Annotated in this window: 31 protein-coding genes; 6 read left to right on the top strand and 25 right to left on the bottom strand. The window is 44.7% G+C overall.

The window, feature by feature from the left end; translation table 11 throughout:
* Window positions 1–110 precede the first annotated feature (110 nt).
* Window positions 111–524 (top strand): GNAT family N-acetyltransferase, encoded by a 414-nt coding sequence (locus TY16_RS07930; RefSeq protein ID WP_043931310.1) that lies wholly within the window; start codon window positions 111–113, stop codon window positions 522–524.
* Window positions 525–741: 217 nt separating this feature from the next.
* Here the strand turns inward: TY16_RS07930 and TY16_RS07925 are convergent, their stop codons facing one another.
* The 5 genes from TY16_RS07925 to TY16_RS07905 form a co-directional block, all read right to left on the bottom strand.
* Window positions 742–1,299 (bottom strand): hypothetical protein, encoded by a 558-nt coding sequence (locus tag TY16_RS07925; protein ID WP_043931308.1) that lies wholly within the window; start codon window positions 1,297–1,299, stop codon window positions 742–744.
* Between the two features lie 330 nt (window positions 1,300–1,629).
* Window positions 1,630–1,962: an SCO family protein gene (locus TY16_RS07920; RefSeq protein WP_269320339.1), complete on the bottom strand. Its 333-nt coding sequence runs from the start codon at window positions 1,960–1,962 to the stop codon at window positions 1,630–1,632.
* Window positions 1,963–2,137: 175 nt separating this feature from the next.
* On the bottom strand, window positions 2,138–3,625 hold the full coding sequence (locus tag TY16_RS07915; protein ID WP_043931307.1) for an amidase family protein: 1,488 nt from the start codon (window positions 3,623–3,625) through the stop codon (window positions 2,138–2,140).
* A gap of 429 nt (window positions 3,626–4,054) precedes the next feature.
* Complete coding sequence (locus TY16_RS07910) at window positions 4,055–5,215, bottom strand: DEAD/DEAH box helicase (protein WP_043931305.1); 1,161 nt, start codon at window positions 5,213–5,215, stop codon at window positions 4,055–4,057.
* Between the two features lie 111 nt (window positions 5,216–5,326).
* A complete protein-coding gene (locus tag TY16_RS07905) occupies window positions 5,327–6,196 on the bottom strand; it encodes an MBL fold metallo-hydrolase (RefSeq protein WP_043931304.1) in 870 nt (289 codons plus the stop codon).
* A gap of 208 nt (window positions 6,197–6,404) precedes the next feature.
* Between TY16_RS07905 and TY16_RS07900 the strand changes: the two genes are divergently transcribed.
* Complete coding sequence (locus TY16_RS07900) at window positions 6,405–6,677, top strand: hypothetical protein (protein WP_043931303.1); 273 nt, start codon at window positions 6,405–6,407, stop codon at window positions 6,675–6,677.
* A gap of 64 nt (window positions 6,678–6,741) precedes the next feature.
* Here the strand turns inward: TY16_RS07900 and TY16_RS07895 are convergent, their stop codons facing one another.
* Together TY16_RS07895 and TY16_RS07890 are read right to left on the bottom strand one after the other, a co-directional pair.
* Window positions 6,742–7,761: a 4Fe-4S binding protein gene (locus TY16_RS07895; RefSeq protein WP_052342647.1), complete on the bottom strand. Its 1,020-nt coding sequence runs from the start codon at window positions 7,759–7,761 to the stop codon at window positions 6,742–6,744.
* Between the two features lie 407 nt (window positions 7,762–8,168).
* Window positions 8,169–9,155, bottom strand: a complete 987-nt coding sequence (locus TY16_RS07890; protein WP_052342868.1) for a Gfo/Idh/MocA family protein — start codon at window positions 9,153–9,155, stop codon at window positions 8,169–8,171.
* Between the two features lie 160 nt (window positions 9,156–9,315).
* Here TY16_RS07890 and TY16_RS07885 point away from each other — a divergent pair, with 160 nt between their 5' ends.
* Window positions 9,316–10,977, top strand: a complete 1,662-nt coding sequence (locus TY16_RS07885) for a glutamine--tRNA ligase/YqeY domain fusion protein (protein WP_043931299.1) — start codon at window positions 9,316–9,318, stop codon at window positions 10,975–10,977.
* 39 nt (window positions 10,978–11,016) lie between these two features.
* Here the strand turns inward: TY16_RS07885 and TY16_RS07880 are convergent, their stop codons facing one another.
* The 6 genes from TY16_RS07880 to TY16_RS07855 all read right to left on the bottom strand — a co-directional run bounded on the left by TY16_RS07880 (window position 11,017) and on the right by TY16_RS07855 (window position 16,051).
* Entirely contained in the window at window positions 11,017–11,487 is a 471-nt protein-coding gene (locus tag TY16_RS07880; RefSeq protein ID WP_043931297.1) for a DinB family protein, read from the bottom strand.
* 218 nt (window positions 11,488–11,705) lie between these two features.
* Complete coding sequence (locus TY16_RS07875; protein ID WP_043931296.1) at window positions 11,706–12,899, bottom strand: ABC transporter permease; 1,194 nt, start codon at window positions 12,897–12,899, stop codon at window positions 11,706–11,708.
* Window positions 12,899–13,591 (bottom strand): ABC transporter ATP-binding protein, encoded by a 693-nt coding sequence (locus TY16_RS07870; RefSeq protein ID WP_043931294.1) that lies wholly within the window; start codon window positions 13,589–13,591, stop codon window positions 12,899–12,901. The genes TY16_RS07875 and TY16_RS07870 overlap by 1 nt, the downstream gene beginning before the upstream one ends.
* Window positions 13,588–14,700: an efflux RND transporter periplasmic adaptor subunit gene (locus tag TY16_RS07865; protein WP_043931293.1), complete on the bottom strand. Its 1,113-nt coding sequence runs from the start codon at window positions 14,698–14,700 to the stop codon at window positions 13,588–13,590. Before TY16_RS07865 ends, TY16_RS07870 begins: the two co-directional genes overlap by 4 nt.
* A 6-nt stretch (window positions 14,701–14,706) precedes the next feature.
* On the bottom strand, window positions 14,707–15,369 hold the full coding sequence (locus TY16_RS07860; RefSeq protein ID WP_043931292.1) for a Yip1 family protein: 663 nt from the start codon (window positions 15,367–15,369) through the stop codon (window positions 14,707–14,709).
* A 241-nt stretch (window positions 15,370–15,610) separates the two neighbouring features.
* A complete protein-coding gene (locus tag TY16_RS07855) occupies window positions 15,611–16,051 on the bottom strand; it encodes a DMT family transporter (protein WP_231505582.1) in 441 nt (146 codons plus the stop codon).
* Between the two features lie 275 nt (window positions 16,052–16,326).
* Here TY16_RS07855 and TY16_RS07850 point away from each other — a divergent pair, with 275 nt between their 5' ends.
* Window positions 16,327–16,713 carry a hypothetical protein gene (locus tag TY16_RS07850; RefSeq protein ID WP_043931290.1) on the top strand — a complete coding sequence of 129 codons (387 nt, stop codon included), beginning with the start codon at window positions 16,327–16,329 and terminating at the stop codon, window positions 16,711–16,713.
* Window positions 16,714–16,781: 68 nt separating this feature from the next.
* Here the strand turns inward: TY16_RS07850 and TY16_RS07845 are convergent, their stop codons facing one another.
* The 4 genes from TY16_RS07845 to TY16_RS07830 form a co-directional block, all read right to left on the bottom strand.
* The gene (locus TY16_RS07845; RefSeq protein WP_043931289.1) at window positions 16,782–17,441 is read right to left on the bottom strand and encodes a hypothetical protein; all 660 of its coding nucleotides are present in this window, start codon (window positions 17,439–17,441) and stop codon (window positions 16,782–16,784) included.
* Window positions 17,416–17,946 (bottom strand): RNA polymerase sigma factor, encoded by a 531-nt coding sequence (locus tag TY16_RS07840; RefSeq protein ID WP_043931288.1) that lies wholly within the window; start codon window positions 17,944–17,946, stop codon window positions 17,416–17,418. Before TY16_RS07840 ends, TY16_RS07845 begins: the two co-directional genes overlap by 26 nt.
* Before the next feature lie 452 nt (window positions 17,947–18,398).
* Complete coding sequence (locus TY16_RS07835) at window positions 18,399–19,169, bottom strand: GNAT family N-acetyltransferase (protein ID WP_043931287.1); 771 nt, start codon at window positions 19,167–19,169, stop codon at window positions 18,399–18,401.
* 38 nt (window positions 19,170–19,207) lie between these two features.
* Window positions 19,208–19,747 (bottom strand): histidine phosphatase family protein, encoded by a 540-nt coding sequence (locus TY16_RS07830; protein ID WP_043931285.1) that lies wholly within the window; start codon window positions 19,745–19,747, stop codon window positions 19,208–19,210.
* Between the two features lie 194 nt (window positions 19,748–19,941).
* Between TY16_RS07830 and TY16_RS07825 the strand changes: the two genes are divergently transcribed.
* Together TY16_RS07825 and TY16_RS07820 are read left to right on the top strand one after the other, a co-directional pair.
* Entirely contained in the window at window positions 19,942–20,289 is a 348-nt protein-coding gene (locus TY16_RS07825; protein ID WP_043931284.1) for a DUF485 domain-containing protein, read from the top strand.
* A 3-nt stretch (window positions 20,290–20,292) separates the two neighbouring features.
* Entirely contained in the window at window positions 20,293–21,819 is a 1,527-nt protein-coding gene (locus tag TY16_RS07820) for a solute symporter family protein (protein WP_043931282.1), read from the top strand.
* A gap of 385 nt (window positions 21,820–22,204) precedes the next feature.
* On the opposite strand, the gene TY16_RS07815 is transcribed toward TY16_RS07820, so the two are convergent.
* From TY16_RS07815 to TY16_RS07780, 8 genes are read right to left on the bottom strand one after another with little or no spacing between them, the layout of a single operon-like run.
* Complete coding sequence (locus tag TY16_RS07815; protein ID WP_052342646.1) at window positions 22,205–23,542, bottom strand: PAS domain-containing sensor histidine kinase; 1,338 nt, start codon at window positions 23,540–23,542, stop codon at window positions 22,205–22,207.
* 18 nt (window positions 23,543–23,560) lie between these two features.
* Window positions 23,561–24,013, bottom strand: a complete 453-nt coding sequence (locus TY16_RS07810; RefSeq protein ID WP_043931281.1) for a GAF domain-containing protein — start codon at window positions 24,011–24,013, stop codon at window positions 23,561–23,563.
* A gap of 15 nt (window positions 24,014–24,028) precedes the next feature.
* Entirely contained in the window at window positions 24,029–24,682 is a 654-nt protein-coding gene (locus TY16_RS07805; protein WP_043931280.1) for a response regulator, read from the bottom strand.
* A 37-nt stretch (window positions 24,683–24,719) separates the two neighbouring features.
* Complete coding sequence (locus tag TY16_RS07800) at window positions 24,720–25,376, bottom strand: sensor histidine kinase (protein ID WP_043931279.1); 657 nt, start codon at window positions 25,374–25,376, stop codon at window positions 24,720–24,722.
* A gap of 23 nt (window positions 25,377–25,399) precedes the next feature.
* A complete protein-coding gene (locus TY16_RS07795; RefSeq protein WP_043931278.1) occupies window positions 25,400–25,669 on the bottom strand; it encodes a hypothetical protein in 270 nt (89 codons plus the stop codon).
* The gene (locus TY16_RS07790) at window positions 25,656–25,973 is read right to left on the bottom strand and encodes a hypothetical protein (RefSeq protein ID WP_231505581.1); all 318 of its coding nucleotides are present in this window, start codon (window positions 25,971–25,973) and stop codon (window positions 25,656–25,658) included. Before TY16_RS07790 ends, TY16_RS07795 begins: the two co-directional genes overlap by 14 nt.
* On the bottom strand, window positions 25,970–26,170 hold the full coding sequence (locus TY16_RS07785; RefSeq protein ID WP_043931277.1) for a hypothetical protein: 201 nt from the start codon (window positions 26,168–26,170) through the stop codon (window positions 25,970–25,972). Before TY16_RS07785 ends, TY16_RS07790 begins: the two co-directional genes overlap by 4 nt.
* Window positions 26,160–26,684, bottom strand: a complete 525-nt coding sequence (locus tag TY16_RS07780) for a Rieske 2Fe-2S domain-containing protein (protein ID WP_043931276.1) — start codon at window positions 26,682–26,684, stop codon at window positions 26,160–26,162. Before TY16_RS07780 ends, TY16_RS07785 begins: the two co-directional genes overlap by 11 nt.
* Between the last annotated feature and the right edge of the window lie 6 nt (window positions 26,685–26,690).

Genomic DNA, 26,690 nt, shown 5'->3' with positions numbered 1-26,690 from the left:
AATTCTAAATGTCATAGTGGTAATAATGAGGGATATGGGATAGACGTACAAGCTAAACAGAATTCCTTTCATATCATATAACTAATCAGCTAAATAAAGGAGATTGGTATATGTATATTCGAAAGCGCAATCCTGCGAGGGATGATGATCGGTTAATTGATATAACAGTTAATAATTTTCGGACAAGCACAGCGGCGGTACGTGAAAAATTAAGGACGGCTGACGGGGTAGTCGTCGTTTGTACGGAGAATCATGAAGTTGCCGGGTATCTTTCGTACAGACTGGTTTTTCCTGGAACGGCATATATCACCTATGCAGTTTTGGATAAAGAATTCCAAGGGCAAGGAATTGGCCGTGCTTTACTTCCGGACTTAGTTGAGTATGCAAGAGAAAACGGAATCCGTGCTCTAACCGGATTTGTCAGCAATCAGAATATGAAGAGCTTGAATCTATTTATGAAATGGGGATTCGTCCCCATAGCTACCCGGCAAAACGGATATTTAATTGGAAGATTTTTGTTATGAAGCAAGCAACTTGTATTTCTTAAACAAAAAAGTGTTCGCCCAGTTGAAAGCAGGGGAACGCTTTTTCTTTTAGGTTCCGTAACCGCGCATATTTGGGGAAACTATCCCCTGTCTCTCCTTCTTAACGTATGTAACTTACTTACGGGTCTACTTTTTTATTCCAGAAAAGTAAAAAAAGTGTTCGCCCAGCCCATAGCTGGTGAACACTTTTTCCTTCTTAACAGGAATGTCTATTCCTGCCTCTGCGATCCTGGTCTCTTCTATCTTTGCGGTCCTTGTCTCTAGGATCTTTTAGGTCCTTGCCTCTTGTGTCTTTGCGATCCTTGTCTCTGGGATCTTTTAGATCCTTGCCTCTTGTGTCTTTACAATCCTTGTCTCTGGGATCTTTTAGGTCCTTGCCTCTTGTGTCTTTGAGATCCTTGTCTCTGGGATCTTTTAGATCCTTGCCCCCGACCGAGTCTCTTCCGCGGCAATTTGAATCTTTTCCAATGAAATCTTTTGAATGCTGGTCTTTCCCGGACGGATTTTTGTCACTCAGACCCAACACAGAGGTATTTAGTAGCGGCAGGTTGCCGGATGGGATTTTTCCAAGAGGCGTCTTGCCGGATGGAATTTTGCCTGATAACAGATTGTTGGATAGTAGCGGGGTTTTTCCTCCTATAGGAATCTTTCCTGTTAATCCCAAGACGGAGTTGCCCATGTTGTTTTGTAAAGATTGCCTAAGGCTGTTCCGAAGAAGTTCCCTTGCAATCCTTTTTCCTCTGCTTTCACTCACCTGTATCACCTCCTTGTTACTGTCCTACTACTACTTTATGATTCTAGGACAAGTTTGCTCACGGACAAGTGATGATTTTTGAAAAAATAGGCTATTTAGAATTAAGGTTTCAACTTAAATTCTTGGGCTTTTCCCCCTAGTTTTAATGGCCTCATCCAGGGAATAGAAAAGTTCATAAACTCCCTATCCCAATATGAGTCCTATCCTATAAATAGCACTATTCTAATGAGCTCATTTCCACTTCAGTGCATAGGATTCTACTCATTAACAAGGATTTGAATATTATCCATAATTGCCTCAATGTCTACCTTCTCTTGTGTGTTGGCCATGTTATATAATTTGATTATCTTTGTCAATTAGGTACATGGTTGTATTGTGGGCGATAGCCCCGCCATTTACCTTCTGAAATTTCATATGATACGAATCTGCAATTTCTATCGTTTCAGCAATGCTGCCTCTAAGAAATTTCCATCCGGATGGGTCAGTTTGAAAGTTTTGTGCATACTTTTTAAGTATCTCTAAACTATCCGTTTCCGGGTCTAATGTAATTGCTAGTAACTCAACTTTCTCTCCAAACACGCCTTCCTTCTTCAATTCGGCCTGCATTTTTGCAAAATCAATCATAGTTAGGGGACAAATATCCGGGCAATTTGTATAAAAAATGTCAGGAGCTTCACTTTATGATTGTTTAATAAAACATCTGTCGCATGGGTGGCAAGAGTTTAGCACATGACATTTTAGATTTGTGGTCTCTAAATAATAAAAAAGAGCTGTCCGAAAAAACCGCTGAATAACGGTTTCTCGGACAGCTTTTACCACAGATTCTTTATTCCTCGGCCTAGTCTGCTGTTTGTTTTTCAGCCGCAAGTACTGGCGCCTTCCTAGCCATGGTGGCTTGTTCGTAGGCAAAGGCAATCTGGATAAGCTCCGGCTCGCTCCAGGCCGTTCCGGCAAACGTAATCCCAACAGGTTCTCCTTCATCGGTATATCCTGCCGGTACGCAAACTGAAGGATACCCCGCCCGCGCGGACAAATCGCAGCCTTCCTCATGTGGAAAAAGAATCGCATCTACGCCATAATCCTTCAATACGAAGTCAATTCCGTTTTCCTTTGCATGATATTCGTTAAATTCAAGTGACCGGATATACTCCTCCTCATACAGCCCGCCGCTTGTTGCCTCAGAGTTCTTTAGGACATCCTGCCCGTAACGGAGCATCTCCTCAGGATTTTCATCATTGAAGTGAATCACGTCAGCAAGTGTCCTTACCTTGGCTGACGGTGTGAGCCCTTTTAAATAAGCATTAACGCCCGCTTTAAACTCATATTTTAACACTTCCCAATCCCACATAAATCTCGCGGATGGGATAACAACATCGACTACCTCTGCTCCCAGCGATTTCAGCACCTCAATCGCGTGATCGGCTATCTTCGCCTTTTTTTCACCAGCTTGGGAAAAATAAAAATCACGGGCAATCCCTATTCTTTTCCCGGTAAGCCCCTCTTCCAAAAAAGCTGTAAAGTCAACATGTTCTAATGGATTTGCAAGCGTCGCCTGATCCGCTGAGTCAACCCCGGATAACGCTGACAGCAAGATGGCCGCATCGGTTACCGTCCGAGCCATAGGGCCGGCCGTATCCTGGGAATGGGCAATCGGAATAATACCGCGGCGGCTGATTAGACCGACCGTCGGTTTAACGCCGACTAGTGAATTCTGGCAAGCTGGATTTAGGATGGACCCGGAAGTCTCCGTCCCAACTGCTGCCGCAGCAAAATTCGCGGCAATTGAAGCCCCCGATCCAGAGCTTGACCCGCCTACATCAAATTTTCCTGGCCCATACGGATTCAATGTCTGCCCGCCGCGTGACGAGTACCCGCTTTTCATTTCATAAGCCATGTAATTTGCCCATTCGGTCATGTTTGTTTTTCCAAGAATGACAGCACCGGCTATCCGAAGGCTTAGAGCAACCTCCGAGTCCTCGATTGCATATGAATCAGCCAATGCTTTTGAACCTGCACTTGTATGCAGCTTATCTGCTGTGTCGATATTATCCTTCAGCAGCACCGGGATACCATGCAACGGGCCACGCGGGCCATCCGCCTTGCGCTCGGCATCCAATGCCGCCGCAATATGCAGCGCCTCGGGATTGATTTCTAGCACTGACCGCAGCTCCGGTCCTTTATGGTCATACTGAGAAATTCGGTACAGGTACATCAGCACGAGTTCCTTCGATGTCAGCTCGCCGGATTTCATCTTTTCCTGCATATCTTCAATTGTGGCTTCTTCAAGCCATGTATCATACAAATTCTTTAGTTTTGGATTTTGCAAAACTCTCTGCCCCTTTTCTGTGCCAATTTTATTATTTTTATTTCGCCAGTCGGCTATCCAAAACCTTTTTTATAAAAATAAAAGCCCCCGAAATTGGGGGCAAATCATAATTAAACACTATTTTTGTATTGATAACATTTAGTCCGCTCTTTCACCCTGAAATGTTGGCAATTATCATATGGATAGGTTACCATTTTTCATTAAAAATGTTGCCAACAGCCTTTATTGGCATCGTTTCAATAGAATTTTTACTCTGAAATGTCTCCAATAGCTTCTATTGGAACCGTTTCACCGGTCTATTTACATTAAAATGTTTCCAATAGCCTGTATTGGCATCGTTTCACTGGGATTGTTACTCTGAAATGTCTCCAACAGCCGATATTGGTTCCGTTTTCACCTACTTATTACTAGCGGAAATGTTACCAACGATTATTTCCTTTTCGCGCGTTCAAGCTGACGGATGTTGTCTACCGCAATTTGGCCTTTATAGAAAATCCGTTTTTCAACAGAGAGATTCAACTTCTTTGCAAAAATCTTCAACTCGCGCTCTTCCCGCTCGGTTACGAGCGAAATGACCGTTCCATCTGCACCCATCCGGCCAGTCCTTCCCGAACGGTGGATGTACTGCTCGATATCCCGCGGGAAATCCACATGGACCACATGCGTGACTCCTTGAATATCGAGGCCGCGCGCCGCGACATCGGTTGCAACAAGCATGTTTATTTTCCCATCACGGAAATCTTTAATAGCCTTCTGCCTGACCGTTTTATCAAGCTCACTGTGGAGCAGGCCTGCAGATAACTCTTTAAACTGAAGCTTTGCGGTAATTACCCCAATCTCAGTTATATCATTAATAAACGCAAGTGTCTTAATGTTTTGGAGGCGGACAATCTTCTCAAGCAGGAGCAGCTTTTCCCGTTGCTCACATGAGAAATAAATATGCTCGACCTTCCCTTGCTCGATTGACGTGTCCTTTTTAATACGAATTACTTCCGGATTTTCTGTCAGCCTCTTGGCCATCTCTTCTGTTTCCGGCTTCATTGTTGCCGAGAACAGTACCACCTGGCGGGACTTCAGCGATGATTTAACAATGTCCTCCACCTGCCCGATATGCTCGCGGACCAGCAGCTGATCGCCTTCATCTAGTACAACCATCTTCACTTCATGCATCTTGATTTTCTTCTGCTTGATTAATTCATTCATCCGGCCTGGTGTCCCGAAGGCAATATGCGGCTTCTTCTTAAGCTTCTCAAGCTGCCGTTTCACGTTGGCGCCGCCAATGAACGTTGCGCCGCGGATGCCGCTCCCTTCCGACCACTTCTGGAATTCTTGATACACCTGCATAATTAGCTCCTGGCTGGACGCAAGCACGACCGCCTGAAGCCCAATGCTTGAGCTGTCGATTTTCTCGAGGACTGGCAGCAAGTACGCAAGTGTCTTTCCGGTCCCAGTCGGCGACTCGGCAATCAAATCACGTCCATCAAGGATCGCAGGGATTGCGGCCTCCTGAATTGACGTCGGCTGCTTAAAACCCGACTTCTTCCAAACACTTTGAACAAATGGCTTAAAAGTTTCTTGTATATTCAGCATAAACTGCTCCTTTTTCACAGGTGATTGTTCCTATTATAAGGATAATTCGGGGATAAATCCATTCACGCCCGTTTTGGAAAAAGAATGCTGCCCATACGTTCAGCCTTTACCTCATTGGCTATACCCCCGGTTTATCTTTGTTCCTATCCTTACAAACTTACCATGCTTCGGGACGGCGATTTGATTGAAGTGGCTGACAAGGTAATCAAGGGCTTCTGCAAGTTCATCCCCGTTCATGGGCAGGCCATGTCCGGTAACTGCGAGTAGTGGCTTTAAGAACAAGAGTTTCTTGACTGATTGGTACGCGGCTTCCCAGTCGGTTGTGTAGTACTTTGGCGGGCCGCTGATTTCCTGTGTTTGTGTTAGTACCTTATAAAGAGATTCCTGTTTTACCGTTACAAATGCGTCTCCGGCAATCAGGGTCCTGTCACGCTCCCGGAACAGTGAAATATGCCCCGGTGTATGACCTGGAGTATGCACCCATTTCCATTCCTCAAGCCCCGGAACGCCTCCATCATTAGGCAAAGCCGCTATCCTGTTACCGAGATTGATGCCGTGATTCGGGAAGAGAGGGGAAAGCTCAGAGACCAAACCACCATCTGTCTCCGGGTCTCCTTTCGGGTAATCCCCTCTCCCGGTCAAGTAAGGGAGTTCCAAACGATGTGCATAGACAGGCACCTCCCACCTTTCAAGCAACTCAGCAAGCGACCCAACATGGTCAAAATGTCCATGAGTCAAGATAATTGAAGCAGGTTTTGCCCCTTTTCCGAACCGATTCTCGGCGGCATCAATAATTTCATCCGCGCATTTCGGCATTCCTGCATCAATTAACGAGAAGCTTCTTTCTGTTTCCGGATTGCCAATTAGAAACAAATTCACAATTTTCGTTGTATACATATAAACGTCATCAAGAACATTAATGCCAATTTTATCGCCGATGCTAATTAGCGGCAAAACTGAATTCTCAAATTTGTCATCCATTGTTTTCTCCTCCGGCCACACCAATTATTATTCTTACTATGTGAACAGCACTCATTTTTATCCAGCAAACGCTTGCTTACCTTAAATTTGACAGATTTGTCAAAGCAAATTTGAAACTATTGTGAACAATGACCGGACGGCAACTTTATGGAGGGAACCAATGATAAGATAAAAACAATACGATACCAACATATCGGAGTTGAAAATAATGCTTAAAAAGACCCTATTAATCATCGTCCTGTTATTTTTGGCGATTTCCAATAAAACACTTGCAGACACTCATATAAATCCATTCCTTTTGAACACAACGATTGAATTGGCTTCTCCTCAGGATTCCACTCCTATTGCAGCTGAAACTAAAGTCTTGTCGGTAAGTGAAACCTTACCCATACAGTCCTTTATCATTCCTGTTGTTGCAGCAGTTTTAATTATCGGCGGACTTATCTTTTATTGGTTTTACCTTAGGAAGAAACTCGTTTAAACCCAACACTTTCGAACCTGTTAACCAAAAATCGTCCGAGGCATATTATGCCCCGGACGATTTTTTAATGGCCAATATTGTTGACCGACGGAATCAGCATCCTGAATTCCTCATACGTAATCATTGTATCCCAATGGCCGGTCAGCTTGGCCATTGCGACAACAATAAAGAAGGTTGCAAAGAAAGCGATTGGAATGGTCCATTTATTAACCTTTTTGTTGGCGACCGTCATGTTCAACGTATCTTTGACAGGGCAGACTTCCACACACGACATACATGCCGAGCAATCCGGAGTCCTGACTGCCTTTTTCGTCGAAACGGAAATACGCTGAGGACAAACCCTTGTACAGGCATTGCAATCGATACAGGTTTCTTCGTTCCTCTTGATTTTGGTAATCCCAAAAACAGAACCCAGCCCAATCATCGCACCGTACGGGCACAGGACGCGACACCAGAAATTTTTAAAGAAAACCGACAGGACGGCAAGTACAAGCAAGACAGTCAACCCTACACCGCCAATATTTAAAAAGAACATCATCATCTTTACATCGGAAATTTTATTATAATTACCAGCCATGAAGTCAATCGCATAAAAAACCGGCATATCAATAATGATCGCCTTCAGGAAAAATATCAGTATCAAGTATTTCAATGGAGTCAGAATCCAAATAAGCCATCTTGGCATGTCAAAGTTCCGTTTGAAGAGCTTTCTGCCAAACCTGGCAAGCCATTCACCAAGCGTTCCAATTGGACAAATCCAGCCGCAGAATGCTTTCCGAAAAATAAAACCAGAAGCTACAAAAAATGTGAATAGTACAAGTCCTGCAGGATGGATTGGATCAAAGATGCCTGTCGTGACCCAAACCTTCAATCCGACTAGTGCTGACACTGGAAGGAAGCCCTCTACCGCCCCGGGCCTTGGCACGAGCCGCTCAATGCCCATCAAATTGAAATGCTGGTAAAACTGATAAAAGCGAAACCCGACAAATAGCATGAAGAATGCAAATGCTATTTGCACTGCCATCCTAGTATATTGGATAGGGTGCCTCTTGACCCGCTTATAATATTTTGTTAATGCTGACATGTCTCTCTTCCTCCGTTTCATTCCTTATACCGGACACTTAAACTAACCATTAAAAAGGAATTCTGGCAGTTCGATCTATATCCACTATAAAAAATGTTTCGGAGGGAGTATGTGATTTAAATAACAAAGGTGGGAAGTTCGGAAAAATGTCACACAAATTGACCGTGTAAATGAACAATGGGTGAACGTCTGGCGCTTATTGGAAGCATTTCACCCTCTGCAATATGGCAAAATGTGCCCAATAAGCTGTATTGGAACCATTTCACCCTTTGCAACAAGACAAAATGTGCCCAATGAGCTGTATTGGGACCATTTCATCCTCTGCAACAGGGCAAAATGAATCCAACAAACAGTTTTTTACTCGAAATAATGACGTCGCCCTTTTGCCTGTTGCATGCGAACGATTGTTATTCTTTTTCCACTTTAAAAATAATCCCGTTCTGTTTCCTTGCTTCATCTATGACTTCGAGCACAATGCGAGATTGCTGCTTTAATTCCTGGTAAGCTTCATTCTGCTTTTGCTCAATGATATCTGCAAAGCGAGCTGCTTCGTACATCATGTCTTCCTCAGCAGGCTTGGAACCAAAGCTAAGCTTCTCTCCGCTTTTCCTGTCCAGAAATTCAATTGACGAAATCGGGGCCGCATCTCCCAGGATAAAGGTTCCGCTCTCCCCATGGATTTCACACGGAATAAATGAATCGGATACTTTCGAGCACATGATCGTACAAACAAAGCCTGGATAGGACAATACCAGAGTTCCGGAGCCATCAATCCCTGTTGGCAGCATGACTGGAGAGTACGACACCTTTTGCGGCCTGCCAAACAGCCGGACAGCAAGATGGATTGCATAGACACCGAGGTCCATTAGAGCCCCGCCGGAGAATTTTGCTGAAAAAATATTTGGTTCTTCACCTTTTAAAACAAGGTCATAGCGTGAGGAGTATTTCATATAGGTAAGAAATGCGCTCCTCAAAGTCCCCGCTCGGCCAAGCTCCTCTCTCAGGATGTCAAGATTCGGCGAATGGATATTGCGGATTGCCTCAAATAAATAGACTCCATTTTCCTCCGCTACACGAAATGCCTCTTCCAGCTCTTTTGAGTTTGAGAAAATTGGTTTTTCGCAGAACACGTGCTTCTTATTTTTCAAAAAAAGAAGTGCCTGCCTGAAATGCTCGGAGTTTGGAGATGCTATGTAGACTGCGTCGATATCTGGGCTTTGTGCCATTTCTTCAAGGTTTGTGAAAATTTGAGGAGCACCTGTCTTCTCGGCAAATTCTCGAGCCTTTTCCTCAGATCGAGAGTAGATAGCCCTAAGCTCAAGTTTGCCGCTTAGACGAGCTGCCGAAATGAACGCCTCTGTAATCCAGCTCGTCCCGATTGTTGCAAGATTAATCATCGAAGATACCGCCTTTATGGTTTTTCTTTCATTTTAGGCTTATTGGGACAGATGTCAAAATTGAGGTCTTAAATGGCGGGTTTTATGGAAAAATAGTAATATATATGATATATATACAAATAACATTTATTGCGCTTTATGAAAGAGGTAGAAAACTGTGGAGCATACTTCATCTAATTTTATCCGCGATATCATCATAAAAGACTTGGAATCAGGAAAGCGTGACAGCGTTGTGACCCGCTTCCCTCCTGAACCGAATGGCTACCTGCATATCGGGCATGCCAAATCAATCATCCTGAACTTCGGCCTGGCTGACGAGTTCAAGGGAACCACCAATCTACGCTTTGATGACACCAATCCTTTGAAGGAAGACATTGAATACGTCAATTCAATCAAGGAAGATGTCCAATGGCTTGGCTTCGAGTGGGACAATCTTTATTTTGCTTCTGATTATTTTGAGGAAATGTACAACCGAGCTGTACTTTTAATTAAAAAGGGGCTTGCCTATGTGGACGACTTGTCCGCAGATGAAATCCGTGAATACCGCGGCACTCTGACCGAACCTGGCAAGGAAAGCCCGTACAGGAATCGTTCCATTGAGGAGAACCTCGACCTGTTTGAACGGATGAGGGCTGGCGAATTTGGGAATGGCGAGAAGGTACTCCGCGCTAAAATCGATATGAGCTCGCCGAATATCAACCTGCGTGATCCTGTCATTTACCGGATTTCACATACGACTCACCACAACACTGGCGACAAATGGTGCATCTATCCGATGTATGCATTTGCCCACCCTATCGAGGATGCGATTGAAGGTGTGACTCACTCGATTTGTACGATTGAATTTGAAGACCAGCGCCCATTTTACAATTGGGTTGTCGAGCAATGTGAAATGGAGGCAACTCCGCAGCAGATCGAGTTCGGCCGCCTAAATGTCACGAATACAGTTATGAGCAAACGCAAATTGAAGCAGTTGGTTGACGAAGGCTTCGTTGACGGCTGGGACGATCCACGGATGCCGACAATCTCCGGGATGCGCCGCCGCGGCTATACCCCTGAATCGATTCGTGCGTTCGTCCGGGAAACAGGCGTTTCAAAAGGCTCCGGTGCAGTAGACGAGCAAATGCTTGAGCACTTTGTCCGTGAAGATTTGAAGCTGAAAGCTCTTCGGACGATGGCGATTCTGAACCCGCTCAAGGTTGTTATCACCAATTATCCTGAAGGTGAAGTTGAATGGCTTGAGGCTGAGAACAATCCGGAAAATGAGGAAATGGGCAAAAGGCAAATCCCGTTCTCCCGCGAAATTTATATCGAGCAGGACGACTTCATGGAGAACCCTCCAGCCAAGTACTTCCGCCTCTACCCTGGCAACGAAGTGCGCCTGAAGCACGCGTATTTCATTAAATGCGAGGAAGCTATTAAAGACGAAGCTGGCAATGTTGTCGAGCTTCGCTGCACGTACGACCCGGAAACAAAGAGCGGCACTGGTTTTACCGGCCGGAAAGTAAAAGGAACGATCCACTGGGTCGAAGCTAGCCAGGCGGTTCCTGCTGAGTTCCGTTTGTACGAGCCGCTAATCCTTGATGACAACGGCGAAGAAGATGGCGAAGATGATGCGAAAACGTTCCTGGACAAGGTGAATCCAAATTCGCTTCAGGTACTGCAAGGCTTTGTCGAGCCAAACATGAAGGGTGTGGCAGCCCAGGAGAAGTTCCAGTTCTTCCGCCACGGCTACTTTAATGTAGACCCGAAATATACAAATGAAGAAAAACCGGTATTCAACCGGATTGTTTCGTTGAAGAGTTCGTTTAAGCTATAAAAAGACTATAGCCCCTTCCAAATCCGGAAGGGGCTCTTTTTATAGAAGTTCACTTTTGATTTCCTCAATTTGTGCGATATGCCTCTTCTCATGAAAACCCAGACACTCAACGTAGTTCTTCAGGCTCATTCTCCCAAACCTTGGGTGTTCAGCAGATTTTGTTTTTAAGGAATCTTCGCCTATCTCATCAACAAGCTGTTCAAGGCTCTCCCTAGACTCAAGCAGCAATGCACATACATCCTGCTTCTCCATAAATTCCTCTGGTGGCTCGTTCTTTGTTCTTACCTTTTCTGAGCGGTCAGTGATAAGGCTGAAATCACGTTCTTCAACCGTCTCACTTTCAGCCTTTTTCAATATTTCAACGGCTTGCTTCTCTATCGAGTACAGATGATGGGCAACCTGTGCCGCACTCCACCTGTCCTCAGCTGGTTTTTGGTTAAATTGTTCTTCGGTGAATTCCATAATGCACTGCATTAGGTCTTCCCGGATTGATTTAAGTTGTGACAGCATTCTACTCACCTCGTTTATTATCTAGTTTCCCGCTGCAACAACTTGTAAAACTAGTTAAATAGAACACTCCGTACTAGCGCAATATTAATTCAGCGATTTTTTAATTAATTCTAACAGTTTTGAGATTAATTCAGCGGTTTTGAAATTAATTCTTAAAGTGCATAATATTCGGAAAACTAATACCAAAAAAGGCGGGGCTCACTTAACCCCCGCCAATCTTATTCATATCGCAATGATTCTATCGGGTCGAGCTTTGATGCCTTGTTCGCCGGCAGGATTCCGAAAATCACGCCGATGACCATTGAGAACAGGACACCGCCGACAACAACCTGCCAGGAAACGAGTGACGGCCAGCCTGCGAATATGCTTACCAATGTCGCAACGCCCCAGCCCAGGCCAATTCCCAGTATACCACCAATCAATGTCAACGTCACAGACTCAATCAGGAACTGTGTGAGTACCTGATTTCGGGTTGCACCAAGCGCCATCCGAATCCCAATTTCCCGCGTCCGTTCTGTGACGGAGACGAGCATGATATTCATTACACCTATACCACCGACAAACAGTGATATCCCGGCAATGCTGCCGATGATGAGGGTCATGATATTCGTAATTTGGCCCACTCCCGCCGCTATTTCTTCCATATTGATGACCCGATACGACTCCTCCGTATTATGAAGATTATTCAGTGTCCTTTCAGCCTTTTTGCCGGCTGTCTGGATATGGTCCGGATCATCGGCCTGAAGGGTCACTTGCGTGTAATCCGAGCTGCCATACATCATCCGCCAAGTCTGGAAGGGCATATACACTTCCATCGAACCAAACGCGAACAATCCTTCGGGCTTTTCGAGTACACCTATAATTTCCACAGGCTGATTAGCAACCAGAATAACCTTACCGACAGGTGATTTTCCTTCAAAAAGCTCTTCCTGAAGCTTGTTGCTCGCAAGCCCTACCCGCCTGCCACCAAGGAAGTCAGAGGAGGAAAGCTCCCTTCCCTTTTCAATTTTCAATTCATACAGGTCCATATACTCTTTTGTGATTCCAACTGCAGAAACATCTATCGTCTTTTCCTTCAGCCTGGCAGAGGAAAATTGAGTGCTCGAAGCGACTACTCGTTTCACCTCGGGGATTTGTTCAAGAGCGCGAATATCTTCCTGGGTGAACGGGGCTTTAAGCATGATATTTGGATTGGCACGGATTTCTTCGTCAGAAGGCTGATAAAATACTTCTATCGTATTGCCGGGTCCGGTTATCTGTTCCTTCAGCATCGCCTCACCGCCCTGGCCAATCGCCACGACTATGATGACTGCCCCGACCCCGATGATAATGCCTAGCATAGTCAAAATCGACCTCAGCTTATGTGCCTTCAGTGAGCTCAATGCCATCTTGAAATTTTCCATTACACTCATCAGCGCGTCCCCCATTCCTCAGAATCGGGCCGGACAACCTCTCCATCCCTCACAAGGATAGTCCGATTCGCGTATTCGGCAATTTCCGGCTCATGAGTCACAACAATGACCGTAACTCCTTCTTCCTGGTTGAGCCTCTGGAAGTGCTCCATAATCGTCATGCTCGTTTTCGTATCCAGCGCTCCCGTAGGTTCATCAGCAAGGATAATTGACGGACGATTGACGATGGCGCGGGCGATGGCCACCCGTTGTTTTTGGCCTCCTGAGAGTTCGTTAGGCATATGGTCCATCCTGTCCCAAAGACCCATTTTACCAAGAGCCTCCTCGGCCCGTTCCTCCCGCTCATCCTTACCCACTCCCGCATAAATCATTGGAAGCTCAACATTTTTCCGGGCAGACAATCTTGGCAGCAAATGAAACTGCTGAAATACGAAACCTATTGACCTGTTTCGCACTCCAGCAAGCTCTGCTTCCTTATAATCCGAGATATTGACTCCTTCAAGGAGGTACGTTCCTTCAGATGCTTTATCAAGGCAGCCAATAATATTCATGAGCGTTGATTTTCCCGATCCGGAAGGGCCCATAATGGCAACAAACTCGCCCTCTTCAATCGTTAAATCCACTTCCTTCAGGACATCAATTTTCTCGGAGCCAATGGTATAGGATTTTGTGACTGACCTTAGCTCAATCATTTAACAGTCACTTCCATCGCGTCCTCAAGATCTTCATTCGGGTCAGTGACTACCTTCTCCTTCAGTTCCAGCCCCTCAGTAATTTCAACCTCGGTGCCGGAAATAATGCCTGTCTTCACCTCTCGCTTGTAGACGATGCCTTTTTCTGCGACAAATACATACTGCTGGTCACCGTCGTCAACAAGTGCAGAATCCGGGAGGACAATCCCTGTCTTCTTCTCGATTTCAATTTCCATAATGACCTGGAAACCGGGCTTCAGGACGGAGTTTTTTCCGCTAAGCTTAACAAACACTGGATACTGGACCGCCTGCTGAGGGGCACCAGCGATTTGCGTTTCAGGCAGCGTCCCTACCTTTGTTACTTCCGCACCCCACTCCTGGTCTTGAATCGCGTCCGAGCGTACATTTACCTTTTGTCCAAGGCTAACTTTCAATGTGTCATATTCGGATAAAAGGCCTTTGGCCACCAGGCCATCCATTTTTCCAACAACAACGGCTGGCTCTGCACCCGCCGCTGATGCATTTTCGTTCACCAGCAAGACGGTACCATCTATATTACTCTTAATCTCCAATTCTGCTGTTCTCTTCTCAATGCTTTCTTTTTGCAGGTTTGCCTGCTTCAGCTCAAGCTCGGCAATCTGTAATTCAGCTTCAAGCTGGCTAATCTGCGCAGTTACCTGGGAAAGAGCGGCAGGGTCTGGAAGAATTGTGTCTGTCAAAGCTTCCTCCTGCGCCCTTAGCTCGGTCAGCTGGCTTTCAGTTTGCGAGATTCTAAGATTAGTTGATTCGAGAGAAAGACTGTTTTGCTCTTCCTCAAGCTGAAGCTGGGCATTTTCAAATCTGGCTAAGACAGTGCCTTTTTTAATAGACTGTCCTTCCTCAACAGTAACTTCCTTCAAGGTACCGCGTTCTGGAGAAGGATAGACAATCTGTTCCTGTTCAAGGCTAATTGTTCCCGGCACTAGCAAAAAAGAGGAAATTTCGTCTTCCGCCACTTCAATTACTTTCACTGATGGGCCTTTCGCGTAAACCTCCCGATAGACGCTGACACCAATCATGGCCGAAAGCAGCAATAGGATGAGTGTGCCTATCAATATTTTCTTTTTCATAAGAAGTTAGGCGCCTCCTGGTATCATGGACCCAAGAAGAGCCATCAAAATACCAATCAGGAAGAAAATAATTGCAATCGTCCATGATAGCCACTTCGAAAGTCCCGCTACTTTGTGGAGGCCGATTGCCGTAAGAATCGTTGACCAGATGGTAAAGACCTCGATTGCTCCAAGCACACCAGTGTCCTTGCCAAGCAAGCCTCCTAACGAAGTGACATGAGTCTCATAGCTTGTCCCTATCAAATTACCAATGATCATATTCAGCAGGTGGCCAACCGATGTTACAAATACAATGTATGTATTCATTGAAAACAATTGCCTGAACGTCACAGGTGAGCCAGCAATCTTTGTGATGGCAAGGTAAATTGCGCTTGAAATTAGCACTGTTAGGATTGGAATGAGCACTCCTGAACCAATCATCGTATACTTTGTAAAAGCAAGAACCATGTCTAAATCCTGTTCAGAAATTCCTGGGCCGTCCACGTCACTCGGCTTCATCAGCCGGGACATTAGCCACATTGCAACAACCTCGATGATGGTTACAATTAGCAGTGGTACCCAAATTTTTGGTTTTCTCCTAATTCGTTCAAATGTCTCGATCGGGCTGGTAAAAATCCCAATCAAGGATGGTGCTGGCTGTTTCACGTTTGCCTCTACTTGCGGTTCCATAGCTGTTCCCCCTTAAAGATTTATAAGGAAACCGTACCATATTTAGGAATTTCTATAAATAGATAAGTCGAATTTTTGCGAATTTTACAGATAAAACAAGCAACGTTAACAAATTTTAACAGCGCTAAAGAGGACTCATCCCCCACCGAGAGTTATTTGAATATTATTCAATGAAAAACTCAAGAACGAAAAAAAGCTTATAATATAACAGGCCTGGCTCAAAAAGCCAGGCCTGTTGCATTTAAGAATTCCTGAAAAACATATATATAGCCGCCATGAGTAAGATGGTGCCGATTGATCGATCAAACCCAAAAGATACCTGCCGGCCGCCAAACCATCCGAAATGATCAATAATGGCGCTAATCAAGATCTGCCCGGCCATGACCGCTACAATCGTTGTCGTCACACCTAGTTGTGGCACAAGGAATACAAGTATGAAAACATAAAACGCCCCCAAAAGTCCTCCTACAAGCTGCCACTTCGGGACTCCGGAAGCTAGTAGCACATTGCCTTTCCCCAAAATCGGCATCAATATTGCAAGCGCAATCGTCCCAATAACAAAGGAGACAAACGACGCCTCAATTGTTCCGACTGTTTTTCCAAGCCTGCTATTAACTGCCGATTGTATGCTGACTGCCATCCCGCCAAGCACAGCAAGGAGAGGCAAAAGTATTTTTCCCAAAAAAAGCCCTCCTTCTTAAAAACCGTTTACATTATAGCAATATACCTCTTTTATGTATAATGAAAAAGGCAAATGGTTATATCTGTTAAAAAAGTTTAAATACAGTCACTATGATTTCCTTTGATTGTTAGTATCGCAATGCGGGTAATCTTGTCTGTCCCTCCTTTTTCTACTAGTACATATACTATACAGGACGTAAGTGGATATCTGTTTACGCTGCATGAACCGTTTATAGACAGGAAAACTATTATTATACGCCTGGGAGGAACACACAAATGAAATTCATCAGAAAAACACAGCTAGCCGCCATAGGCTTTGCACTTGGCTGGCTGATTTATTTAAATATCCTGGCATTAGTGAATGATTCCAATCAAGCCATGCCCTACATTGATTGGTTGGTATATATTCTAGCCTTCCTGCTGGGAACAGCCATCTTTTTCTATACAAAACGGTATATAGGCAACCAATGGCTGGCAGCACCTTTCGTACTTGTCCCTTATATCTTTCTTTATCACCCGCTCCTGCCAATTTTCCAACGGGCAATTAGCAGTGAAGGATATAATCAAAGGCTATTGCTTTTTTTCATGTCAACGAGCCCCTACATTCTGCTCATAACAGCTCTGGCATTTATGGGGGGGATCCTGTTAAGCAAAAGAATCTAAAAGTGAAAAATCCTCCCGTCATTTGGCGGAAAGATTTTTGCTCTTACTTCTGTTTCACACTCTTAATCTCATTCAAATCCTGTCATTTCCCTAACAGCTTGGTCTATCTTCACACTAATTTCATCACTTCCGCCAGCATAAAACATCAGTACATTGCTGGCTTTGTAAATCTGATAGCCAATCAGGTTCATTGTGGCGGTGGACTCATTAAATTGATTGATTGCCGAGTCAACTTCATGTTCATTTTGAAACACATACACGGAAATTTGTCCTTCAGAAAGATTATAAATAACAGGTTCGAGCCGATTCAGATCTTGATGGAAGATATTTTCCTCGATGCGCTCAGCTTTATTAATCTCCAGGCCCTGCGTCCTCAGAGATTCCTCCACCAATTCAAGCGACAACAGAACCGTGCTCGCATTCTCTTTAGCATCCGAATAAGCTCCATCGCTATCATGTACAACCTTAGCAGATTCCTGTTGGCTTGTTGAATTCATTGGTCCTGTCAGTGAAAGGCCAATAAAAACAAAGAGGAACAAGGCTGCAAACCCCGCAACGCCCCACATGGATTTTTTTAAAATTTTCATCCTTCTATCGTTCCGGCCCAGCCGGTTGGCCTCTTCCAATAAGTTACCGTGGATACTTTTGAATGCTTTCGGGGCTAACTGTTTTTCTGGCATACTCTTCAAGGCAAGCTCGAGTTCACGAAATTCTTCCTGACCATTCATTGAAGCTCCCTCCTTTCTGGCTGCGAAGAGCTTTTAAAGCACGATGATAATTTGTCCTGACCATATCAGGAGTCCAATTTAATACCTCTGCCGTCTCAGCCACACTCAATTCCTTGATGCCCCTTAATATGACAACATCTCGGTAGCTCTGTTTTAGCCTTTGAATTGCAGACAGCAACTCCTGTGCCTGTTCATTTCCTTCAAAAATTGATTCCGGGGTCTCCCCGGACATACCCTCATGTCTCTTATCCAGTTTGGCTATTGTTTCCCATATCCTGTTTTTCTTCTTTCTTGCTTCATCAATAGCCACATTGCGGGCAATCGTAAATAGCCACGTTTTGGGGCTTGAGTTGTAATTAAAGCTATCTAGTCCTTTCAGTGCCTTTATGAACGTTTCCTGTACTAAGTCCTCCACATCGCGCTTGCCTGTGTAGTAAATCAAAAAATTATAGACATCGTGGCTATAAGCATGGAACCACTCTGAGATGATTTCTTGTCTCGACATTCGTTTTTCCCCCGTTTTCCCTCTCGTATATTAGACGGAAGTTCTGTCATTCTATAACACTCCATGCAAGAAAAAGATAAAAAACCCACAGATCTGCCTCTATTCCTCTAAAAGTTGGCGCTATGGGAGGAACTCGCGGAATAGACCCGAATGAAAAGCTGAATAGTAGCATAAATTTACTGCCCAGCTCCGCCCCTTCAAAAAAAGCCTGGCAGAAAATCGACCAGACTTCTTACTTTCTATAGTACATTTTTAAAATTGAAATACCACCCTTAATTTACCAATATTTCTTTTCAAGGTAATGCAAGAAAGAAGAGCTTTTATAGCGAACCTTTGATAAAACCCGTGTTCCTTAACAAATCTATCATTCTATGTATAGTTTTCATCATCTGCAAGACATATTGCAGATGGTACTTGTAGCATTAGAACTTCCAATAGAGTATTCTTTAAAGCTAAAAATAAATATAATACGATTCGGTGTTCCGTTTCACCGTACAGCCATTTTTTAAAAAAACCTTCTGCATTTCTCTATTTGCCTGATGGGTGCTGCCAACATAATAGCTTGCGCCAAGGCCCATAAGCATATAAAGGAATTGTGCATGCAACACTGGACCCAGGCCCCGTCCCCTTGCTTCAGGAAGAATGCCGAAGTAAAACAACCTTCCCTCCTCATATGTACCAGGCTCAATATGCGGGATCGTAACTCCAATTGGTGTATCTTTTTCAAAAAAGACTCGGCAGGCACTGCGCCAGCTCTCACCGAGTTCAGCCTTTACCGACTGGAGATGCTCGTCCATAGAGAGAGCAGACTGCTGATTGGCGGAAAAACTCATCGACTGGCCCCAGTATTTTTTGAATTCCTCGTCAGCCAGGCCGGAACTATCGAGCGAAAGCCAATCCAACGAAACCTCTGGCATTGGCAAGTCTAGTAAATCCTTATACACTTCCACGCTTGAGGAGAAATGTTTAAATCCGCTTTTTAGTAATGCCTCTACAATAGAAGCTTCATCAGCTGTTTCTTTTTCAAACATAAAACCTGCCCGTTTTGCCCCAAACCTTGAAGCCATTTGGACGAACATTCTTACTTTATCTCCCCAGTTTAAACCTAAGCCTGGATGGGCCTGCTGTTCAATAACCAATGACTCCGGCAATCCATACAACAGCTTAAATCCTTCCCCAAATAGCTCATTAACCAACTTTATTGATTCCTGTTTCTTTTCCAAAAATCTCTCCCCTAGCTCTTACCTTATTTTTATAAACTTCAGCCGTATACTCTATTTATTTGCGCATTGTCCTTAGTTAAGCTTAGCTCAAACACATCCGGATTGGACAGGGACCTCCATTGTTCAAATCCAAAGTTTCTATCATAGTGATTCAAAATTAGAGCAAGCAGGTTCCCATGCGTTACGAATGCAGCGTTGCCTTCGGAATGTGCCAAAACGTCGTTTAGGGCGGAAAGACCCCTTTCCGTTGCCTTTCTGCCTGATTCCCCGCCTTCAAACTCCAGGTCTGGATTTGCAAATGAGTGTTCAAGCATAGACAGCCAATTCTTTGTTGGAGTTGAAGTCAATACCCGTTCTGCTAATCTTGGATCTGTTTGTATAGGTAGCCCAGTCTTTTCCGCAAACGGTCTTATTGACGAAACTGCCCTCTCATAGGGACTGGAAACAATATAGCTGATCTTCATGCCTATTAATAACCCAGCCAGCTCGAGGGCCTGTGCTTTTCCCAACGCGGTAAGGGCAGCATCCGGCTCCTGTCCATCAGCCTGGCAATGGCGAATGATATACACCTTTTTCATTTTTTCTCCTCCATTATAAGTTTAATTACATTGACGTTTTAATTCTCCAGGTGTTTCAGCCAAATTGTTTTTTAAAAAAGTTGGGAAAATAATGTTAGAATTTACAAATTATTCAGAAAGAATTATAATTACTGTGATTTTGTTATAAAGGGGGATCGTTTTACGTAAAATTTAAATTTTAGGGGGAATTGCCAATGGCAATGAAAGAAGAATTAATTAAAAAGGCTAAATCTCAACCTACTTCTCCAGATTACACAGCTATCGTCCAATCTCATGCCTTCAAGCAGCTGCTCCAGGAAAAACGCAAATTTTTGCTGCCATTTTGTTTGTTCTTCATGGCATTTTACTTCACTCTTCCAATTTTAACAGCCTATACAACGGTTCTGAACAATCCTGCATTCGGCCCTATTAGCTGGGCATGGGTGTTTGCCTTTGCCCAATTTATCATGACCAGGGCACTTTGTACGATTTACACTAGAAAAGCGTCAAAATTTGATTTACTTGTTGATGAAATTAAAGAAACCTACGTGCGGGGGAAATAGCGGATGAATATTTTGGCTTTTTCGTTGTTTTTAGGAATTGTAGCATTGACCTTGGTCATTACGTATTTCGCTTCTAAAAAGACAAAAACAGCAAGTGATTTCTATACAGCCGACTCGAGCTTAACAGGCTTCCAAAATGGACTGGCTGTTGCCGGCGATTATATGTCCGCCGCTTCATTCCTAGGAATTGCCGGAATGGTTGCCTTATCAGGCTTTGATGGCTTCTTCTATAGTATCGGCTTCCTTGTCGCCTACCTGGTTGTCCTTTATCTGGTTGCCGAACCGCTCCGGAATCTCGGGAAATTTACCATGGCCGATATGATCGCGGCCCGCTTTAATGATAAAAAAGTAAGAGGTGTTGCCGCCCTTAATACAATTACTATCTCAATATTTTATATGATTGCCCAGCTAGTCGGCGCAGGTGCACTTATAAAGTTATTATTAGGAATTGATTATATTTATTCAGTCCTGATTGTTGGGACTTTGATGACGATTTACGTGGTTTTTGGCGGGATGACAGCAACAAGCTGGGTCCAGATTGTAAAGGCCGTACTTTTGATGGCAGGTACCTTTATAATCTCATTTATTGTATTTGCAAAGTTTGATTTCAGCGTCGTTAAAATGTTCAACGAAATGAAAGCGGCTACACCTCTTGGTGAGGCGTATTTAAATCCTGGAAACAAGTTCAAAAATCCGCTCGACACTATTTCCCTGAACCTGGCGCTTGTTCTTGGAACGGCCGGATTGCCGCACATTCTCATTCGCTTTTTTACGGTTAAAGATGCAATAACCGCAAGGAAATCAGTTGTTTATGCAACTTGGATTATCGGAATTTTCTATGTTATGACTGTATTCCTTGGCTTTGGAGCAGCGGCCTTTGTCGGTTTTGACGAAATTATTGCTGCAAATGCTGCAGGCAATATGGCAGCCCCATTGCTGGCTGAAGCACTTGGCGGGGAATTCTTGTTTGCTTTCGTTTCGGCAGTGGCATTTGCGACTATTCTAGCGGTGGTTGCGGGCCTAGTTCTATCTGCCGCTTCTGCTTTTGCCCATGACTTCTATGCCCATATCCTTAAAAAAGGGAAGGCTGAAGAGAAACAGCAGGTAAAAGTGGCACGCTATGCTTCCGTTGGCGTTGCAATCCTGTCCATCCTGCTTGCCCTGTTTGCACAGAAGATGAATGTTGCCTTCCTGGTTTCCCTTGCATTTGCTGTGGCGGCTAGTGCGAATCTTCCAGTCATCCTATTCACGATTTTTTGGAAAAGATTCAACACAGCCGGGGCGATAACCGGTATGATTGTTGGTTTGGCAAGTGCGTTAATCATGGTAGCTATTTCTCCAAATATCTGGTCTCCTGAAGCCGGAGCCGCCATCTTCGTCGGAGAACCTCTTGTTAGCCTGACAAACCCTGGCATCGTTTCGATTCCGCTTGGCTTCATTGGCGCATATGTTGGCACCCTCCTTTCTTCGAGGAAGGAAGACGTCAAGAAATTCGATGAAATATTGGTAAGGGCCAATACTGGGATTTAATCTTCTGACAAAAGTTAGAATCGGTCTGCGGATTTCCGTAGCCGGTTCTTATTTTTGAGTTGGGTGGGCAACTTCAATTTATACTGGACAATGCGTTTCAAGGACATTTCACCTTACCGACAGTATCAAATTGTACTCGAAACCCCTTTTCAAGGACATTTCACCTAACCGGCAGTATCAAAATGTACTCGAAACCCCTTTTCAAGGACATTTCCCTTACCGCCAGTATCAAATTGTACTCGAAATCACGATTCGTCCGCGGCAGAATCTTTTACCCCAATCCCAGTAACCTTAGGGAAATCAAAAAAGAGCAGCCCACTGCTGATGCCCTTCCAAGCAATGGCCGCAGAACTGCCAAATTCCCCGATTTCTCTCTTCTCTCCGTTTATCTAGCAGGTACTTCCAAGACGACCTTCGTCCCTTTGCCAGGTGAAGATATAATTTGTAGTTCCCCGCCGGATGCTCGAGCCCGCTCATCCATGCTAAACAGCCCAACCCCCCGGGAAGCAGCCTCCGTGTCAAATCCCTGCCCGCGATCCTCAATCATAACCCGGACCGCATCATCGTATTCACGAATGACTACAAAAGCCTCATCCACCCCTGCATACTTTCTGACATTGGTGAGTGCTTCCTGAATGACCCGATAAATAGTCGTTTCGGTGCTTGCTGCAAGCCGGCGCCCAAGCACACATTCAAAATGAACATCAATTTTATAATGAGTTGAGTAACGATTTAAAAAAGAACGGATTGCCGGCACAAGCCCGAGGTCATCCAACACAGACGGACGCAGTTCCCAAGAGAGGCTGCGAATTTCTTCGATCAGTTCCATGGCTTCTTCCTGCATTTGAGTAAGTAATGGGTGGTCCATCTCGGACAGGAGCCGGTTAATGGTAATCAGGTGGCTGTATAAATTTTGGCCAAGCCCGTCATGCAATTCCCGGGAAAGCCGCTTCCGCTCTTCTTCCTGGACATCAATGATGCGGGTCATCATATGCTGCAGCTCAGCTTCCATTCGTTTCCGCTCTGTAACTTCGAAACGGATTGCCAGGTATTGATATGGCTTACCTGATTCATCCAAAAACGGAACAATGGTTGTATCAACCCAATACAGGCTTCCGTCCTTTGCTCTATTTTTTATTTCACCATGCCAGACATCCCCGTTGGAAATTGTCCTCCACAGACTATTAAAGAATTCCTTCGGATGATAACCAGAATTAATGACTCTGTGGTCTTCACCAATTAATTCATCAGCCCTGTATTTGGATATCTCGCAAAACTTATCATTCACATATTGGATTGTTCCTCGCCTATCCGTAATCGCAACGATTGCCGACTGGTCCAATGCAAATTTATAGTCGACCAATTCATTGAGCGGCTGCGACAGCTCCTTGTCAAGGCGACTCCTGTTTTTTATATCCTGAAACACAAACAGGGAGTATATCTCCCTATCCAATTCAAAGCTGTTCATGCTGAAAAAGAGCGGAAATGTCTCCCCCTCTGCATTATGTCCATATGTACTTGCGACCAATCCCTGCGTACAATTTTCAAGGTCAATATCAGGCAAAAGCGTATAAATATCAACGTTTCCCTCTATACTCGACTCAGGATTTAAACCAAAAATAGTACGCGCCTGACCATTTATATAGGATATTTTACCGAGCGAGTCTACCAGGACGACCCCATCGCCTAAATCAAGCTTATTAACTGCTGGTCCTTCTCCCACTTTAAAAAGCCCCCTGCCTTAAAGTTGTATGTACCCTGCAAGTATTTTCTCCAGAGCCGCCGCGGCTTCTTTCACATCGGCGCACCATGGGATGACAAAAGACTCGTTTGACCGGTTTCCAACAAGCAGTACACCCTTTGGGATGCCATTAAAAAATAATGGGACGGCATAAGCAGATTTTAGTTTTTCGGCAAGCATGATTGGATAATCTGTCGCTTTGCCCAGTATATTAGCAGGAAAGTTTTCCGTAAGTATCGGACTTCCGCTTGATAGTACCTTCCCGGCAATTCCCTTTCCAAACCGGACAGTGATTCGTTCATATTTATCATTCAGATTTCCTGAAGCAGTATGCCAGCGGATGTCTGGTCCAATTTTATTTTGAATCGCCAGTCCGACAAAGTCGCATCCAATTTTACGCCGAAGATGCTCGCAAATTTCTGCGATGGACTGAAGGTTTCTCAATTCATCCACGCCGGTCTACTCCTCTCACAGTCCGTATCCCAACAGCCCTTTTTTTATTGCATACTGAACAAGTTCAGGCCTGGTTTTTAAGCTTAACTTCTCCATGACTTTTCCCTTATGAGTTTCAACTGTTTTGACAGAGATCACAAGCTGCTCGGCAATTTCCTTATTAGAAAATCCTTTGGCAATGAAAGTTAGTACTTCTTTTTCCCGATCGGACAATAAATTCAATGTATCTGTACTTCCCTGCTTAACGGCACCCATATATTCTTCCATCAGCCGTTTGGTTGCGGCAGGATGGAGATATGCCTCGCCATTCGCAACGGATTGTATAGCACCCTGCAGTTCATCATGAGGTGCACTTTTTAAAATACAGCCCGATGCTCCGGCCTGAATCGCCCTAAACAAGTACTCCTCATCATCATGCATGGTCAGAACCAGGATGTTTACCTCTGGCATTAGCTTCTTTAGCTCGGTTGTCGCCGATAACCCGTCCTTGCCATGAGGCATACTCAAGTCCATGATAATAACATGGGGTTTGAGTTCCAGCGCTTTCCTGATTCCTTCATTCCCTTCGGACGCTTCCCCGACTACTGTCATATCGGGATGAGAATTCAGGAGCATGGAAAGTCCCATTCTTACAACAGCATGGTCATCTACTAGCAGGATTTTTATCAAGACAAACTCCCCTTTATCTCTTAAACGATATGCTGCTTTAGAAAATAGGCAAAGTCAATTCTATCCTTGTACCTTCCCCTATTGTAGAGGATATCGTGCAGTCACCGCCAGCCAAAAGCATCCTTTCCTTCATAGCGGCGAGGCCTGACATCTTGGCGGAGAGTACATCACCTTCAAGCTCAAACCCTTTGCCAAAATCGAGAATCTCAACTCGAAGCTCCTCAGCTTTGCAGTTCACCCTTAGTTCCACCTGGCATGTGTCCGCGTATTGGGCAATGTTAGCAAGGGCTTCCTGACAGACACGAAAAACGGCAATCCCGCCTTTTTCCGAGATTGGCTTTTCCTCCCCTTCTGTGACTATATTGACGAGGATTCCAAATGTGGATGTATAGAGTTTGATGTAGCTTTTAATTGCCGGGACAAGGCCCAGTGTACCCAATGTCGGCGGATGCAGTTCAACAGACAGCAGCCGGATTTCCTGGATGGTTTTTTCCATCAGCTGGGCCATTTCCTTCACATACGCCTTCATCGATGGTTCCTGGACAGCATTTTGGATCAGCTGCAGACCATTAAAAACACTATAAAGGTTTTGGCCGACACCTTCATGAAGATCCAGAGCGATTCGCTTAAGCTCCGCCTCCTGCGCCTGAATGATATATGAGCTGATTTCCTTGCTTCCAGTTAAAAGCTCCATCATGCTTCCTCCTAATTGTGCATCTATACCTTCTGGACTACATAAAACAGCGAGCTGTCCGCGTCATAGGCTGTCAGCTTATCCTCGCTGCCTCCAAACTCACTTGAGAGAGGGATGGCAAGGAACTTATTTGAGTCAAAATAAAACCGGACATGCGTGCCATCCGGACACATTAATACATATTTAATCGTCTTCCGGATTGCAGGGGCTTGTTCACCTTCTGAATCCTTTATGGCAAGCTCGACATTCTGCCCCTCAAAACGTTTTAATTCTTTTAGCTTAGTGGGTTCCACAGCTATTGCACCCTCTCTTGTTCGGGTAGATGAAAATTTTATAACCCTGCAGGTACTCCCAGAAAACGTCCTGAGCATTAGTTTCTATGAACTCAATCGCTTCATCTTCGCTCTGGAACGGGCTCATTCCCTTAAGTTCAGCAATGACGACATCCGCACCTTCAGATACCTTCTCCTCAAGATACCAGGAAAGCCGTTTACCAGGGAAAAGCTCCTTCAGCAATGAATCGATTTCAGGAGTAAATCCTCCGCCTTCATGTTTTTTCGCAAAAATGAAGTCGATGTACGTTTCGCTGTTCATCATTTCCCTTCACGCTCCAGCTTGCGGTCCCGTTTATACACATAAAAGGCAACCGGGAATAGCAGAACATTCAATGTCCCAAAGATTAAAGAGGTGGCATAATTCTCGAAAAAGTACTGCTGGATCATGAAGTGGGTGCAAATAATGTTCAGCATTAATATTGCACATAGGATGAAGAAATACACTTTGCTAGGCTTCATAGCGTTTCACCCCTGTTGCATAAATGCCACCTTTATCGACCTTCACAAAAATCTCCGGAAGCGGTCTTCTAGGCGGACCCGCTGTTGGCGCACCGGTTTCTACATCAAATTTGCCATGGTGGCATGGGCAAAGCAAATCATTTTCTTTCTTATCCCAGAAAACCGGGCAGCGAAGATGTGTACATGCATTCTGATAAGCTACAAATTTTTTCTCCGAGAGCCTGATCATAATCGCACTGTCATGCTCACCGGGATAGTGGAATTCAACAGCATCGCCAATAGCGACTGAATCCAGGTTGGCAATTTTTTGGCGCGGGTATTCCTTTTCCCCAAGCCCAGCCAATTCCTTTGCAGCCATTACTCCCCACGGCAGGGAGGAAACCGCGAAAACGCCCGCCGCTCCGACAAGAGTCTTCATAAAGCCGCGGCGGTCCAGCTTCCGCTCGTTGTTGCGGTTAATATTATGGGTATAGTTATCTTCTTCGAACGGGATTTTATTATTTTTCTCTGACATGCCAAT

The sequence above is a fragment of the Bacillus sp. EB01 genome (genome assembly GCF_000613125.1).
In the GTDB taxonomy this organism is placed as follows: Bacteria; Bacillota; Bacilli; order Bacillales; family Cytobacillaceae; genus Bacillus_D.
This window is presented reverse-complemented; position numbering and strand designations above follow the sequence as displayed.

Bases quoted from the DNA above. Each gene is read 5' to 3' on its own strand.
- TY16_RS07785 (WP_043931277.1), bottom strand. From the start codon at position 26,170: ATGAAGCCTAGCAAAGTGTATTTCTTCATCCTATGTGCAATATTAATG.
- TY16_RS07905 (WP_043931304.1), bottom strand. From the start codon at position 6,196: ATGGATGACAAATTTGAGAATTCAGTTTTGCCGCTAATTAGCATCGGC.
- TY16_RS07895 (WP_052342647.1), bottom strand. From the start codon at position 7,761: ATGTCAGCATTAACAAAATATTATAAGCGGGTCAAGAGGCACCCTATC.
- TY16_RS07780 (WP_043931276.1), bottom strand. From the start codon at position 26,684: ATGTCAGAGAAAAATAATAAAATCCCGTTCGAAGAAGATAACTATACC.
- TY16_RS07865 (WP_043931293.1), bottom strand. From the start codon at position 14,700: ATGAAAAAGAAAATATTGATAGGCACACTCATCCTATTGCTGCTTTCG.
- TY16_RS07910 (WP_043931305.1), bottom strand. From the start codon at position 5,215: ATGCTGAATATACAAGAAACTTTTAAGCCATTTGTTCAAAGTGTTTGG.
- TY16_RS07930 (WP_043931310.1), top strand. From the start codon at position 111: ATGTATATTCGAAAGCGCAATCCTGCGAGGGATGATGATCGGTTAATT.
- TY16_RS07825 (WP_043931284.1), top strand. From the start codon at position 19,942: ATGGCAATGAAAGAAGAATTAATTAAAAAGGCTAAATCTCAACCTACT.
- TY16_RS07875 (WP_043931296.1), bottom strand. From the start codon at position 12,899: ATGAGTGTAATGGAAAATTTCAAGATGGCATTGAGCTCACTGAAGGCA.
- TY16_RS07845 (WP_043931289.1), bottom strand. From the start codon at position 17,441: ATGAATGGTCAGGAAGAATTTCGTGAACTCGAGCTTGCCTTGAAGAGT.
- TY16_RS07820 (WP_043931282.1), top strand. From the start codon at position 20,293: ATGAATATTTTGGCTTTTTCGTTGTTTTTAGGAATTGTAGCATTGACC.
- TY16_RS07850 (WP_043931290.1), top strand. From the start codon at position 16,327: ATGAAATTCATCAGAAAAACACAGCTAGCCGCCATAGGCTTTGCACTT.
- TY16_RS07900 (WP_043931303.1), top strand. From the start codon at position 6,405: ATGCTTAAAAAGACCCTATTAATCATCGTCCTGTTATTTTTGGCGATT.
- TY16_RS07790 (WP_231505581.1), bottom strand. From the start codon at position 25,973: ATGATGAACAGCGAAACGTACATCGACTTCATTTTTGCGAAAAAACAT.
- TY16_RS07870 (WP_043931294.1), bottom strand. From the start codon at position 13,591: ATGATTGAGCTAAGGTCAGTCACAAAATCCTATACCATTGGCTCCGAG.
- TY16_RS07830 (WP_043931285.1), bottom strand. From the start codon at position 19,747: ATGAAAAAGGTGTATATCATTCGCCATTGCCAGGCTGATGGACAGGAG.
- TY16_RS07800 (WP_043931279.1), bottom strand. From the start codon at position 25,376: ATGGAGCTTTTAACTGGAAGCAAGGAAATCAGCTCATATATCATTCAG.
- TY16_RS07840 (WP_043931288.1), bottom strand. From the start codon at position 17,946: ATGTCGAGACAAGAAATCATCTCAGAGTGGTTCCATGCTTATAGCCAC.
- TY16_RS07860 (WP_043931292.1), bottom strand. From the start codon at position 15,369: ATGGAACCGCAAGTAGAGGCAAACGTGAAACAGCCAGCACCATCCTTG.
- TY16_RS07880 (WP_043931297.1), bottom strand. From the start codon at position 11,487: ATGCTGTCACAACTTAAATCAATCCGGGAAGACCTAATGCAGTGCATT.